Origin of the sequence: Cryobacterium sp. BB736, assembly GCF_014980265.1 — a bacterium.
In the GTDB taxonomy this organism is placed as follows: domain Bacteria; phylum Actinomycetota; class Actinomycetes; order Actinomycetales; family Microbacteriaceae; genus Terrimesophilobacter.
Genome location: NZ_JABXWQ010000002.1, coordinates 74,738 through 88,286 on the forward strand (window position 1 = coordinate 74,738; position 13,549 = coordinate 88,286).

Sequence of the window (13,549 nt, forward strand, 5' to 3'; positions counted from 1 at the left end):
AACACACTGGCCGGGTGTGTTGTCACATCGCTGGACACCAATGTCGGTGACAGCGCGGAACACGAAGATTGGCAGCACCGGTGAGAGTACCCGTTGAGGAAAGGCTGTTCAGCCTGGTCTTGGCGTTGCTGGCAACCGAGAACGGGCTGACCAAGAGCGAGATCCTGTCGACCGTGCAGGGCTACCGTCAGCGGTACAAGACAAGCGGCGACAACGCGAACCTCGAGCGCCAGTTCGAGCGCGACAAGGACGACATCCGGGAGCTCGGCGTTCCGCTGGAGACCATCCAGCCGCCCGGGGAAGCCGTCAACAACCAGTCGCTGCGCTACCGCATCCCGCGCGGCGACTACGAGCTGCCGCGCGACATCACCTTCTCCGCGGAGGAGACGGCGCTGCTCGGCCTGGCTGGCATGGTGTGGCGCGAGGGCACGATGTCCACAGAGTCACGCCGCGCGCTCATCAAGCTGCGCGCGCTCGGCATCGAGGCCGACGAACCGGTGCTGGCCTACGCGCCACGGTTGCGGGTTCGGGATGCCTCATTCGAGCCGCTCAACAACGCTCTCGAACGCAATCAGGTGGTGCGCTTCAGCTATCTGAAGCCCGGCCAGTCGGAGGCGACCGTGCGCGAGGTCGCACCGGTCGCACTCTTCCAGTACCAGGGACGCTGGCACTGCTCGGCGATCGAACCGGACACCGGAGCGCGCAAGTCGTTCCTGCTGCGACGCATCGTGAGCGACATCGCACCGACCGGCGCGACCTTCCCGCCGCGCGACGCCGACGAGGGAGAGATCGCGCTGCGCGAGATCGAGGAGATCTGGAACGCCAACACCGCGCGCATCCGGGTCGAGCCGCATTCGGATGCCGCGATGCGGCTCCGCAAGCGTCGCGGCACCAGGGAGGGGGCCGACAGCGGAGAGCTCCTGCTGCAGTTCGCCGACGCCAACCTGCTCGCCGAGGAACTCGCGAGCTACGGCCCGGAGGTGCTTGTACTCGAGCCGGACCAGCTCCGCCAGGCGCACCGCTCGCGGCTCGCCGCGGTGCTGGCGGCGCACACCGAAACGGAGGCAGCGCATGGCTAGAGCCAAGCAACCGCTGCACGCGCGCGACAAGCTGGCCTTCCTGCTGTCGCTCGTTCCCTACCTGATGGACCACGACCGGGTGTCGGTGCAGACTGTCGCCGACCACTTCGGGGTCGACGCAGAGCTCATCCGCGAGTCGGTGCGGCTCATCGCGATCTCCGGCATCCCCGGCGAGACCGCCGCCTACCAGCACGACGACCTCTTCGACATCGCCTGGGACGACTTCGAGGACAACGACCAGATCGTGCTCACCAACATGGTGGCCATCGACGAGTCCCCGCGCTTCTCCGGCCGCGAGGCCGCGGCACTCATCGCGGGGCTGCAGTACCTGTCCGCGCTGCCGGAGACCGTCGACCGCGCCGCGCTTGCGACGCTCATGGCCAAGCTCGCGCGAGGCGCGTCGGCGCTGCCCACCCAGGTCGCCGTCGAGACGGCGGAGGCGGATGCGACGCTCGAGCTGGTGCGCGAGGCGGTCGAGGGGGAGCGGCAGCTGCAGTTCGACTACCTGAACTCGCGCGGTGAACTGGAGAGCCGGCGCGTCGACCCGCTGCGCGTCGAGTCGGTCGATGCCGACTGGTACCTGCGCGGCTGGTGCCACCTGCGCGAAGCGGTGCGCACGTTCCGAATCGATCGGATCGGCAACCCGGTGCTCACCGACGAGCGCATCAGCTTCCACGCTGGCGAGGTCACCCTGCCGGACACCCTGTTCGAGGGCTCGGCCGACGACCTGTCGGTCACCATCGACATCAGCCCCGCGGCGCTCCCGCTCATCTCGGATTACATCCCCGCCGGCGCCAAGCTGGTCCCGTCCCGCGACGCCCTGCGCACAAGCATCCGGGTCTCCCACTATCACGGGCTCAAACGTCTGGTCGCCGGCCTGCCCGGCATGGTCACCGTTGTCGAGCCGGAGGAGGCTCGCCAGGTCGTGGCCGACTGGGCGGCGGCGGCGCTGGCCCGCTACAACGACTAGAACACGGTCAGCCGACGCGTACATTACGTCCCGCTGACCGGGCTAAACTACAGCGACGAACACAGACACGAAGGAAGTGACCGCATGTTAGGCAACCTCAGTGGTTGGCACGCCATCATCCTGCTGGTGGTCATTCTGCTGTTGTTCGGCGCCACCAAGCTTCCGGCGCTCGCTCGCAGCGTCGGCCAGTCGATGAAGATCTTCAAGAACGAGATCAAGACCCCGGAGAGCGAGGCGACGGCAGCGCAGCCGGGCGAGCCGACCACCCCGGCTGACGCAACCGAGCCGACGACTAGCACGGACAACAAGCCCAGCTCTCAACCCTGACAACCGTGGCAGCTCGTGTGAAACGAGGCGCGAATCCCGAACGCCGGATGTCGCTCGGCGAGCACCTCATCGAACTGCGCAAGCGGCTGTTCCGCTGTGCGCTCGCGATTATCGTGGGCGGCATCGCCGGCTGGATCCTGAGCGAGCCGATCTGGGCGGCGCTGCGTGAGCCGATCACGATCGTCGCGGAGAGCCGTGACGCCGAGCTGGTCTATCCGACGGTCACCGCGCACTTCGACCTGCGCATGCAGATCGCCGTCTACGTCGGCATCTTCCTCTCGGCACCGGTCTGGCTGTACCAGATCTTTGCGTTCATCGTGCCCGGCCTGACCTCGCGGGAGAAGCGGTACACCTTCGGCTTCTTCTTCACCGCGGTGCCGCTCTTCCTCGCCGGCTGCTTCGCCGGCTGGTACGTGCTGCCGAACATCGTCGAGCTGCTCAGCTCATTCGGCGCCGAGGGCACAGCATCCCTCTTCGCCGCGAAGGAGTACCTGCACTTCGTCGTCAAGCTGATCCTCGCCATCGGCATCGGGTTCGTGCTGCCGGTGTTCCTGGTCATCCTGAACTTCATGGGCGTCATGACCGCGAAGGCCATGCTGTCGGCCTGGCGTTGGGCGATTCTCGCGATCACCGTGTTCACCGCCATCGCCACGCCCGCCGCGGACGTGTTCTCGATGTTCCTGCTGGCCATCCCGATGGTGCTGCTGTACTTCCTCGCCGTCGGTGTCGCGTTCTGGCACGACGCCATCGAGGCTCGCAAGCAGAAGAAGCTTGAGGCGGAGCTCGGAGCACCGAGCGTCGCATGACTACCGAGCTCTCGGCCGCTGAGCGGTACGCTGCGGCGCGGCAGCGCAGCGGCAAGCCGATGCTCGAGGAGTTCCGCGCCAAGCAGCGCTTCGACCTCGATCCGTTTCAGCTGTCGTCGTGCGCCGAGCTGGAGGCGGGCCGCAGCGTGCTCGTCGCGGCGCCGACCGGGGCGGGCAAGACGATCGTCGCCGAGTTCGCGGTCTTCCTCGCCATGCAGTCGCCCACCACCAAGGTCTTCTACACCGCTCCGATGAAGGCGCTCAGCAACCAGAAGTTCCAGGAACTGGTCGACGAGTACGGCCCAGAGGATGTCGGCCTGCTCACCGGCGACACCAACATCAACTCGCGCGCCCGGATCGTGGTCATGACCACAGAGGTGCTGCGCAACATGCTGTACGCCGACTCGGACCTGCTCCCCAATCTCGGCTTCGTGATCATGGACGAGGTGCACTACCTCGCCGACCGGTTCCGCGGCGCGGTCTGGGAGGAGGTCATCATCCACCTCCCGCGCGAGGTCCGCCTGGTGTCGCTGAGCGCGACCGTGTCGAACGCGGAGGAGTTCGGTGACTGGCTGCAGGCGGTGCGCGGCGACACCGCGGTGATCGTCTCCGAGGAGCGGCCGGTGCCGCTCGAGCAGCACATCCTCATGCGCAGCAAGCTCATCGACCTGTTCGACACTTCCACCGGTTCGCTGCAGGGCGCGGGCGACCGGCAGGCCTCCAATCGGGTCAACCCCGAGCTGGTGCAAATGGCCCGTTACGGCGGTCGCACCCTCAGCGCGCGGCAGATGAAGGATGTCGGCCGCTACCACTCGCGCGGCGGGCGGTACCGCGAGGAACGCCTCGACCGCGCTCACGTCGTGAAGCTGCTCGACGAGCGCAACCTGCTGCCGGCGATCTTCTTCATCTTCAGCCGGATCGGATGCGACCAGGCCGTCAGTCAGGTACTGAGGGCCGGCGCCGTCCTCACCACGGTCGCCGAGCGCGACGAGATCCGGGCAACCGTTGAGGCGAGCGTTCGCACCATCCCCGACGATGACCTCGCGGTGCTCGGCTACTGGGACTGGCTGTCCGGGCTCGAACGCGGGGTCGCCGCCCACCACGCCGGCCTGCTGCCCGCGTTCAAGGAAGTGGTCGAGGACCTGTTCCGGCGCAAGCTGCTCAAGGTGGTGTTCGCCACCGAGACCCTCGCGCTCGGCATCAACATGCCCGCCCGCACTGTCGTGCTGGAGCGGCTCGAGAAGTTCAACGGCGAAGCGCGCGTGCCGATCACGCCGGGGGAGTACACCCAGCTGACCGGACGCGCTGGCCGTCGCGGCATCGACGTCGAGGGGCACGCCGTCATCCAGTGGCGAGACGGGCTCGACCCGCAAGCGGTCGCCTCGCTCGCGTCCCGCCGCACCTACCCGCTGAACTCGAGCTTCAAGCCGACCTACAACATGTCGGTGAACCTGATCGCGCAGTTCGGACGGGACCGCACCAAGCAGATCCTGGAGTCCAGCTTCGCCCAGTTCCAGGCGGACCGCGGCGTCGTCGACCTCGCCCGCAAGGTGCGGTCGCAGGAGGAGTCGCTCGAGGGCTACGAGACGGCGCTGCACTGCCACCTCGGCGACTTCCGCGAGTACTCCGGGCTGCGGCGCGAGCTCAGCGACCTCGAACGCAAGGGCGCGTCGAAAGCCACAACGGCGTCGCGCAGCGAACGCGACCGACGCCAACGCCAGATGCAGGGGCTGCGCAAGCGCATCCGGCAGCATCCGTGTCACGGCTGCCCTGATCGGGAAGCGCACGCGCGCTGGGCGGAGCGCTGGTGGCGGTTGAAGCGGCAGACGGATGAGCTGCGTCGCCAGATCAGCGGCCGCACCGGCGCGATCTCCAAGATTTTCGACCGTGTCACCGACGTGCTGCTCGAACTCGACTACCTGGTGCGGGACGGGGAAGAGCTCACGGTCGCGCAGCCGGGCAGGACCCTGCGCCGCATCTACGGCGAACGCGACCTGCTGGTCGCGGAGTCGCTGCGCACCGGAGCCTGGTCGGAGCTGGACTCGGCCGGACTCGCGGCGATGGCGGCCGCCCTCGTCTACGAACCACGCCGGGACGACGCGTATCCGGCTGACCACCGGCTGCCGAAGGGGCCGTTCCGGCACGCGCTCGACCGCACGACGACCCTGTGGGCGCAGCTCGACGACCTGGAGCGCGATCACCGGCTGCCGGGCAGCGAGCCGCTCGCCACCGGGCTGTCCCTGCCGATGTACCGCTGGGCCAACGGGGCCAGCCTGGATTCGGTGCTGGAAGACACCGAGCTCGCCGCCGGCGACTTCGTGCGGATGACCAAGCAGACCATCGACCTTCTCGACCAGTTGTCCATCGTCGCGGACTCCCCGTTGGATGCCCGGGCTCGTGCTGCAATCGACCAGGTGCGGCGCGGGATCGTCGCCTACTCGAGTGTGAGCTGATGAGCGTTCAGGCAGTTGCGCCGACAGCAGAGCGCAGCTTCGCGGTCGGGGCACTGTCGCAGAGTGCACCGCCGCTGTGGCTGGCGTTCTGCCTCGCCGCGCTGTCCGGGCCGATCAACGCACTCGCGTTCCCCGACCCGGGCTGGTGGCCTCTCATCTTCGTGGGGACGGCGCTCATGCTCGTCTCGCTCGTCGGCCGCACGGCCGGCTCCGCCTTCGCCGTGGGACTGGTCGGCGGAGCCGCCTACTGGTTCCCGCTCATCGACTGGCTGACCGTCTACCTGGGCCCGGTGCCCTGGCTCGCGCTGGCCGGCCTGCAAGCGCTGTTCTTCGGCGGCGCCGCGGTGCTCATCGCGCTCGCCTGGCGTTACGTCACCGTGCTCTGGCCGGGCGCCTTCGGGCGTCTGGTCGGTGTGCCAGCGGTGCTGGCCGGGCTGTGGACGCTGTACGAGGCAATCACCAGCACCTGGCCGTATGGCGGCTTCTCCTGGGGCCGGCTCGCCTTCTCCCTATCGGAGAGCCCGTTCGGGGAGCTTGTGGCCTGGGTGGGCGCATCCGGGCTCAGCTTCCTCGTCGCGTGGACGGCGGCCATCCTCGTGCAGGCGGTCCGGCTGCGGGATGTCGCGGTCGGCCTGCGGGCGATCGTCGCGGGCATCGCGGTCGCGCTGCTGCTCGCCGTTCCGGCGTTCCCGAACCACGAGAGCGGACAGTGGCGCGTTGCGGCCGTGCAGGGCGACTCGGATGCCGGGTTGTTCTCCGAGTATCAGCACGGGCAGATCCTGCAAGACCACGTCACAGCGACGGTCCCGCTGTTCGGCGAGGACGTCGACGTGGTCGTCTGGCCGGAGAACTCATCCGATTTGAGCCCGCTCGAGTTCCCGCAGGCGGCCCAGGCGGTCGACTACGTGAGCCAGGAGATGGACGCGCCGCTGGTCACCGGCACTATCACCCACGACGATCAGGGTCGCATCTTCAACAGCATGCTGCTGTGGGAGGCCGGGCAGGGCGCGGTCGATCAGTACGACAAGATCCACCCTGTTCCGTTCGCCGAGTATCTGCCGGACCGGGACTTCTGGTATCCGCTGGCTCCCAGCCTGTTCGACCTGGTGCCGCGCGACTACTCTTTCGGGCAGCGCGACAACGTCTTCGACATCGAGGGTGTCATCGCGGGCATCGCCATCTGTTTCGACATTGTCGACGACTCGCTCGTCTGGCAGATGCTAGATGACGACGCCGACATCATCCTCGCCCCGACGAACAACGCCGACTTCGGCCGGACCGACGAGAGCGCCCAGCAGTTGGGGATCGCGCGGCTGCGGGCGATCGAGACCGGGCGCAGCGTCGTGAACATCTCGACGGTCGGCACCAGCGCGATCATCGCACCGGACGGCAGCACGATCGACGAGCTGCCCGTGTTCGAGCCGGGCTCGATGGTGCAGACCGTGCCGCTGAGCGACACCGTGACGCCGGCGTCGGTGCTGCGCCGCGCGCCGGAGTGGGCGGTCGGCGGCTTCGCGCTGACCACACTGCTTGCCGCCGTCATGCTCGGGCGGCGGCGTGGCTGAGGCGCTCGCAATCGTCCCCACCTACAACGAGCGCGATAGTCTCGCGCTGCTCGTCGGGCGGATGCGGCAGGCGGTGCCGGATGTCGACGTGCTCATCGTTGACGACGCGAGCCCGGACGGCACCGGGCGCATCGCCGATGAACTCGCCGCCGAGGACCCGGCCGTGTCGGTGCTGCACCGCGCACACAAGGACGGCCTGGGCCGGGCGTACCTGGCCGGGTTCCAGAAGGCGATCGAGGACGGCTACCGCTTCGTGGTCGAGCTTGACGCCGACGGTTCCCACGATCCGCTCGAGCTGCGGTCGATGCTGCCGCTGGCGGCATCCGGAGCCGACCTGGTGCTGGGCTCACGCTGGGTACCCGGGGGAGCGGTGCGCAACTGGCCCTGGCTCAGGCAGTTCGTCTCACGCACCGGGAACGGCTACGCGCGCTTCATGCTGCGCTCACGGCTGCACGACCTGACGTCCGGGTTCCGGGTGTTCCGTGTCGACGCGCTGAAAAGCTTGGACCTTGCTGACGTGTCGTCGCAGGGGTATTGCTTTCAGGTCGAACTCGCGTGGCGCGCCGAGCGTGCCGGGATGCGCGTCGTCGAGCATCCGATCACCTTCGTCGAGCGCGCGGCGGGACGCTCGAAAATGCATTTGGGTATCGTCGCCGAGGCGCTCCTGCGCGTCACCTTCTGGGGCTTCACGCGCGCCCGCCGCCGCCCCTGACCCGCCTCTGAAAATGCAGGAGATCCGACCCGCATTACGGCGTGTCGTCGCTTTAACGCCCGAATCCGGCGAAATCTCCTTCGTCTTCAAAGGGAGACCCGCCGGATGCGGTAGAAAAACGGGGAGCTAGGCGCCGATCTTGTGCTCGCCGCGGCGTGCGCGGAGGTAGGTCAGGCGCTCCTCCAGGATCTCCTCGAGTTCGGCCCGGGTGCGACGCTCAAGCAGCATGTCCCAGTGCGTGCGCGGAACCTTGGTCTCGCTCTCATCGATCGGGACTTGCTTGCCGTCCTCATCGAGCAGACGGCCGACGAGTCCGCTCTTTGGCGACTCCCACTCCAGTGGGACTTCGGCGTCAGCAGCGAACGTGACCTCGAAGGTCGATCCGTCTTCCAACTGATAGGTGCTGCGCACCCGCGGGGAGAACGTCACGCCCTCTTCACTCTGCAGGCTCTGAGCCCCCAGTCGCATGCCACGCAAACTGCGATCTGCCATCGTGCGGTCCTCTCTCGCGAATCTAAGTCCAAGTTATAAACCGCTTGGCTGAGCGAATCCTTTCCGCGCGCCGGTTCTCACAGCCGGTTCACAGGCTCGCGGATGCTTACTGGCGCGCGGCGAGGAGGGGGATCGCGAGATCGGCCCGGTCTGTGACAATGCCGTCGACGCCCAGATCGAGGAGGCGGCCCATGTCGGCCGGGTCGTTGACGGTCCAGACGTGCACTTCGACGCCCGCGTCGTGCGCCATCCGGATTAGCCGGGGCGTGACCACCCTTACGCCCTTGTACCGCTCGGGCAGCTGCACCGCGTCGACGGTGTCGAGCACCTTGCGGGCGCGTCGCGCCATCCGGAGGCTGCTCGAGGCGAACAGTGTCGCGCTGGACCGGGCGGCGGTGGAAGTCGCGACACCGGGCAGCATCGCGAGCGCTGCCAGCCGGCGCTTCTCGGAGAAGCTCGTCACCAGCACCCGGGACGTCGCGTTGGCGTCGAGGATCGCCGCGACCGTCGGCGCGATGGCCGCTTCCGACTTGATGTCGATGTTGAAGCGGGCATCCGGGAACCCGTCGAGCGCTTCACCGAGACTCGCGAAGCCCTGTCCGTGGCCGAGGTCCACCCGGCGAAGCTCCGCCATCGACAGGTGGTCGACGCGCACCTCGCGTCCCGCGACGCGCTTCAGGGTGTCGTCGTGTGCGACGACCGCGTGCCCGTCGTGACTGGCGTGCACATCCGTCTCGATGTGCGTTGCACCGACGGCCATGGCCCTCGCGAACGCGAGCAGCGTGTTCTCGGGCGCGTCGATCGCGAGCCCGCGGTGCGCAAGCACGCGCGGCGGGGCCGGTTCGAGAAACGCCACCGGAACCCGCTCGCGGCTAGCTCGCCTGGCCACCGAACTTCTCCGCGAAGCCGCCACCGATGCCCTTGAGCGCCTCGGTGAGTTCCGACGGGATGATCCAGAGCTTGTTCGACTCGCCCTCGGCGAGCTTCGGGAGCGTCAACAGGTACTGGTAGGCGAGCAGTTTCGGGTCGGGGTTGCCCTCGTGGATGGCCTTGAACACCGTGGTGATCGCCTCGGCCTCACCGTTGGCGCGGAGCACCGCCGCTTGCGCGTCACCCTCTGCGCGGAGGATCGCCGACTGCCTGGCGCCCTCGGCCTCGAGGATCGCCGACTGCTTGGTGCCCTCCGCGGTGAGGATGGCGGCGCGGCGGTCACGCTCGGCGCGCATCTGCTTCTCCATCGAGTCCTGGATCGAGTGTGGCGGGTCGATCGCCTTGAGCTCGACCCGGTTGACGCGGATGCCCCACTTGCCGGTCGCCTCGTCGAGCACGACACGCAGCTGGCCGTTGATGTTGTCGCGGCTGGTGAGCGCCTCTTCGAGGTTCAGGCCACCGACCACGTTGCGCAAGGTGGTGGTGGTGAGCTGCTCGACCGCGCCCAGGTAGTTGGCGATTTCGTAGGTCGCGGCACGGGCATCCGTCACCTGGAAGTAGACCACCGTGTCGATCGAGACGACGAGGTTGTCCTCGGTGATCACCGGCTGCGGCGGGAAGGAGACGACCTGCTCGCGCATGTCGACGAGCGGGCGCACTCGGTCGATGAACGGCACAAGGATGTTCAGCCCCGGGTTGAGGGTCTTGTGGTACCTGCCGAGCCGCTCGACGACGCCGGCGTAGGCCTGCGGGATGATCCGGATGGCACGGATGAGCACGACCAGCACGAAGATGCCGAGAACGACAAGCAACGCGATGATGAAGATCTGGCCGATGAAGCCGCCGAAGTCGATCATGTAGTGGATTCCTCCTCTTGCGGGGTGATGACCGCGGTGGCGCCCTCAATGGCGGTCACGGTGACGACGGTTCCTTCTTCCAGCGGCGCGGCCGGCGCTGAGTCGGCGATGCGCGCGGTCCACGTCTCGCCGTTGGCAAGCTTCACCTGGCCACCACCATCGGCGGTCACCGACTTCACGACCCTGGCGCGCATCCCGATGAGTGCGGGGATGTTGGTGGGCGTATTGTCCGCGCCCTTATGCATGGTGCGCAGCAGCAGCGGCCTGATGGTCAGGATGAGCAGCACCGACACGACCGCGGCGACGACGAACTGCAGCCACCACTCCCAGCCCAGCAGATTCACGCCGAGGCCGGCAAGGCTGCCGACTGCGATCATCAGGAACGTGAACTCGAGCGTCAGCAGTTCGATGATGATGAAGATGAAGATGAAGATCAGCCAGAGGATCCACATGTACTGCGTCAGGTCGACGAACATTCACCCTCCTCGTTTCATACACGCTAGCAGTAGGGAAACATCGGCTGTGCGCGAGCGTTGGTAGGGTCGGATGCTGTGACCAGCACCCCTCTGAAGCCCGGCAGCATGGCCGGCAAACGCGCCCTCATCACCGGCTCCTCTCGCGGCATCGGAGCGGACACAGCCCAGTATCTCGCCGCGGCGGGCGCGAAGGTCGTCATCAACTACCGCAACAAGGAGAAGCGCGCCCTCCAGCTGGTCGAGAAGATCACCGAGAGTGGGGGAGAGGCGGTCGCGCTCGGCGCCGACCTGACCGATCCGGAGTCGGTTGCGCAGCTGTTCGCGGCGGTGCGCGAGCAGTGGGGCGGGCTGGACCTGCTCGTGCTCAACGCATCCGGTGGCATGGAGAGCGGAATGGGTGAGGACTACGCGATGCGTCTGAACCGCGACGCGCAGGTGGGCGTGCTGACCGGCGCGCTGCCGCTGCTCGAGAGCGGGAGCAGGGTCGTTTTCGTCACGAGCCACCAGGCCCACTTCATCCGGACCGTGCCTACCATGCCAGAGTACGAGCCGGTCGCGCTGAGCAAGCGCGCGGGCGAGGATGCGCTGCGGGCGATGATCCCGGAGCTCGAGAGCGCGGGCATCGAGTTCGTCGTCGTCTCCGGGGACATGATCGAGGGCACCATCACGGCGACGCTGCTCGAGCGCGCCAACCCGGGCGCGATCGACGCACGCAAGGAGTCGGCAGGCCGGCTGTACAACGTCGGCGAGTTCGCGGCGGAAGTCGCGCTGGCAGCGGTCGAGCCGGTTCCGGCCGACAACACCCGCTACGTGGGCGACATCTCAGACTTCACCTCTCGCTGATCCCTAGGCTGAGCCAAGTGAAAGCGACTGACCTTCCGCTCCTGAAGAGCGTCTCCGCCCCGACCATCGACCCGACCGGCGCTCGCGCCGTGGTGGCGGTGACGCGACCCAATCTCGACGCGGATGCCTACGTCGGCCAGCTGTGGAGCATCGCCACCGACGGGTCGACGCCGCCGCGGCGCATCACCCGCGGGATGAACGACTCTGCGCCCCGGTTCTCGCCGGATGGCGCGCTGATCGGCTTCCTCCGACGTGAGGGTGACTCACCTGCGCAGGTCTACGTGATGCCCGCGGGTGGGGGAGAGCCGGTGCAGGTCACCGATGCGCCGCTCGGTGTGGGCTCGTTCCGCTGGTCGCCGGGCTCGACCCGTATCGCCTTCGTCGCGCGCGTGCCGGAGGAGGGCCGCTACGGGACGGTCAAGGAGCTCGGGGCGGGCGCTGAGCCGCCGCGCCACCTGACCGCGCTGAAGTACCGCGCCAACGGGGTCGGCTACATCAGCGACCGCCGCAACCACGTCTTCCTCGTCGATGTTCCGGACCCGAGCGAAGAGCCGGTGTACTCGCCGGCGCCATCGGCAGCCGACCCGTCGCCGAAGATGCCGAAGTCTGTTCCGGAGGCGACGCAGGTCACCTCCGGCGACTTCGACCACGGGCCGATCGAGTTCTCACCCGACGGCACGCGTCTCGCGCTGGTCGCCGCGCGGCATGCGACCCGCGATGACGACCTCGTCAAGAATGTCTTCGAACTCGACCTGACGCATCCGGATGCGCCAGTTCGCGACCTGACGTCGGTCGAGGACCACCTCAGCGTCGACGCGCTCGCGTACCTGCCCGATGGCGGACTGTACCTGCTCGCGAGCGACGTCGGCGAAGAAGGACGCGACTTCGTCGGCCGCCTCGGCGGACTGTACCGGCTGGGCGTCGGGGAGCGGCCGGTGCGGCTCACCGATCCGGAGACCGTCGACCTCGGCGAGGCCGGAAGCTCGATCGTGGTGCTGCCGGACGGTTCAGCGCTGGTGCAGAAGGTCACGCGCGGGCGATTGGAGCTGCACGCGGTGAGCCCCGAGGGCGAGCTGGCGCCTGTGGCGGCGTGGGATGCCGAGATCACCGGGCACGCGCACGCGGCCGGTGTCACCGTGGTGTCGTTCGCGGCACCGGAGACGGCGGGGGATGTTGCGGTGCTCCGCGACGGCGGATCCGTCGTGCTCACCAACTTCTCCGCGGAACTCCTGGTCGCCGGCATCGCACCTGCGATCGAGCTTGAGTTCGAGGCGCGGGACGGGTACCCGCTGCACGGCTGGCTGGTGCTGCCGCGAGGGGAGGGGCCGCATCCGGTGCTCCTCAACATCCATGGCGGGCCGTTCGCGCAGTACACCGTCAGCGTTTTCGACGAGGCGCAGGTCTATGCGGATGCCGGCTATGCGGTGCTCATGAGCAACCCGCGCGGCTCGGCCGGCTACGGCGAAGCGCACGGGCGGTCCATCCGCCAGGCGATGGGGACCCTCGACATGACCGACGTGCTGGACTTCCTCGAGGGCGCACTCGAGCGGCATCCGGAACTCGACGCCGATCGGGTGGGGATCATGGGCGGCTCGTATGGCGGCTACCTGACCGCGTGGACCATCGCGCACGACCACCGGTTCGCTGCGGCAATCGTCGAGCGGGGTTACCTCGACCCTGAGGGCTTCGTCGGCACCTCGGACATCGGCATGTACTTCGGTGACGAGTACACCGGCGTCGACCCCGAGCTGGTGAAGAAGCAGAGCCCGCAGGCGGTGGTCGACCGGGTGACGACGCCGACGTTCGTCGTCCACTCCGAGGAGGACCTGCGCTGCCCGCTGCCGCAAGCAGAGCGGTACTACGCAGCGCTCAAGCGGCAGGGCACCGATGCCGAGCTGCTGATCTTCCCGGGGGAGGACCACGAGCTCAGCCGCAGCGGCCGGCCGCGTCACCGCGTGCAGCGGTTCGACGCGATCCTTCGCTGGTGGGCGCGGCACCTGCCTGTCACCCGCGCGTAGCGCACCTCGAAAGCGCGTCGC

At 68.0% G+C, this 13,549-nt stretch carries 13 protein-coding genes; 9 read left to right on the forward strand and 4 right to left on the reverse strand.

What is annotated here, in order from left to right; all coding sequences use genetic code 11:
* Positions 1–80 precede the first annotated feature (80 nt).
* From IRG63_RS06785 to IRG63_RS06815, 7 genes are all read left to right on the forward strand, one after another.
* Entirely contained in the window at positions 81–1,079 is a 999-nt protein-coding gene (locus IRG63_RS06785) for a helix-turn-helix transcriptional regulator (RefSeq protein WP_370566195.1), read from the forward strand.
* A complete protein-coding gene (locus IRG63_RS06790; RefSeq protein ID WP_193509635.1) occupies positions 1,072–2,049 on the forward strand; it encodes a YafY family protein in 978 nt (325 codons plus the stop codon). The genes IRG63_RS06785 and IRG63_RS06790 overlap by 8 nt, the downstream gene beginning before the upstream one ends.
* An 84-nt stretch (positions 2,050–2,133) precedes the next feature.
* On the forward strand, positions 2,134–2,376 hold the full coding sequence (gene tatA, locus IRG63_RS06795; protein ID WP_168627190.1) for a Sec-independent protein translocase subunit TatA: 243 nt from the start codon (positions 2,134–2,136) through the stop codon (positions 2,374–2,376).
* 5 nt (positions 2,377–2,381) lie between these two features.
* Complete coding sequence (gene tatC, locus IRG63_RS06800; RefSeq protein WP_349236179.1) at positions 2,382–3,182, forward strand: twin-arginine translocase subunit TatC; 801 nt, start codon at positions 2,382–2,384, stop codon at positions 3,180–3,182.
* Positions 3,179–5,635, forward strand: a complete 2,457-nt coding sequence (locus IRG63_RS06805) for an RNA helicase (protein ID WP_193509636.1) — start codon at positions 3,179–3,181, stop codon at positions 5,633–5,635. Before tatC ends, IRG63_RS06805 begins: the two co-directional genes overlap by 4 nt.
* Positions 5,635–7,200 carry an apolipoprotein N-acyltransferase gene (gene lnt / locus IRG63_RS06810; protein WP_193509637.1) on the forward strand — a complete coding sequence of 522 codons (1,566 nt, stop codon included), beginning with the start codon at positions 5,635–5,637 and terminating at the stop codon, positions 7,198–7,200. Before IRG63_RS06805 ends, lnt begins: the two co-directional genes overlap by 1 nt.
* Positions 7,193–7,912, forward strand: a complete 720-nt coding sequence (locus tag IRG63_RS06815; protein ID WP_168627187.1) for a polyprenol monophosphomannose synthase — start codon at positions 7,193–7,195, stop codon at positions 7,910–7,912. The genes lnt and IRG63_RS06815 overlap by 8 nt, the downstream gene beginning before the upstream one ends.
* 126 nt (positions 7,913–8,038) lie before the next feature.
* Here IRG63_RS06815 and IRG63_RS06820 read toward each other — a convergent pair whose 3' ends face one another.
* From IRG63_RS06820 to IRG63_RS06835, 4 genes are all read right to left on the reverse strand, one after another.
* The gene (locus tag IRG63_RS06820; RefSeq protein ID WP_193509638.1) at positions 8,039–8,404 is read right to left on the reverse strand and encodes an RNA polymerase-binding protein RbpA; all 366 of its coding nucleotides are present in this window, start codon (positions 8,402–8,404) and stop codon (positions 8,039–8,041) included.
* 106 nt (positions 8,405–8,510) lie between these two features.
* Positions 8,511–9,260: a glycerophosphodiester phosphodiesterase gene (locus tag IRG63_RS06825; RefSeq protein ID WP_193509639.1), complete on the reverse strand. Its 750-nt coding sequence runs from the start codon at positions 9,258–9,260 to the stop codon at positions 8,511–8,513.
* Positions 9,261–9,276: 16 nt separating this feature from the next.
* The gene (locus tag IRG63_RS06830; RefSeq protein ID WP_193509640.1) at positions 9,277–10,191 is read right to left on the reverse strand and encodes an SPFH domain-containing protein; all 915 of its coding nucleotides are present in this window, start codon (positions 10,189–10,191) and stop codon (positions 9,277–9,279) included.
* Positions 10,188–10,667 carry an NfeD family protein gene (locus tag IRG63_RS06835; RefSeq protein ID WP_168627183.1) on the reverse strand — a complete coding sequence of 160 codons (480 nt, stop codon included), beginning with the start codon at positions 10,665–10,667 and terminating at the stop codon, positions 10,188–10,190. Before IRG63_RS06835 ends, IRG63_RS06830 begins: the two co-directional genes overlap by 4 nt.
* Before the next feature lie 105 nt (positions 10,668–10,772).
* Between IRG63_RS06835 and IRG63_RS06840 the strand changes: the two genes are divergently transcribed.
* Together IRG63_RS06840 and IRG63_RS06845 are read left to right on the forward strand one after the other, a co-directional pair.
* Complete coding sequence (locus IRG63_RS06840; RefSeq protein ID WP_193509793.1) at positions 10,773–11,510, forward strand: SDR family oxidoreductase; 738 nt, start codon at positions 10,773–10,775, stop codon at positions 11,508–11,510.
* A gap of 17 nt (positions 11,511–11,527) precedes the next feature.
* On the forward strand, positions 11,528–13,528 hold the full coding sequence (locus IRG63_RS06845) for a S9 family peptidase (RefSeq protein ID WP_193509641.1): 2,001 nt from the start codon (positions 11,528–11,530) through the stop codon (positions 13,526–13,528).
* Positions 13,529–13,549: the final 21 nt, after the last annotated feature.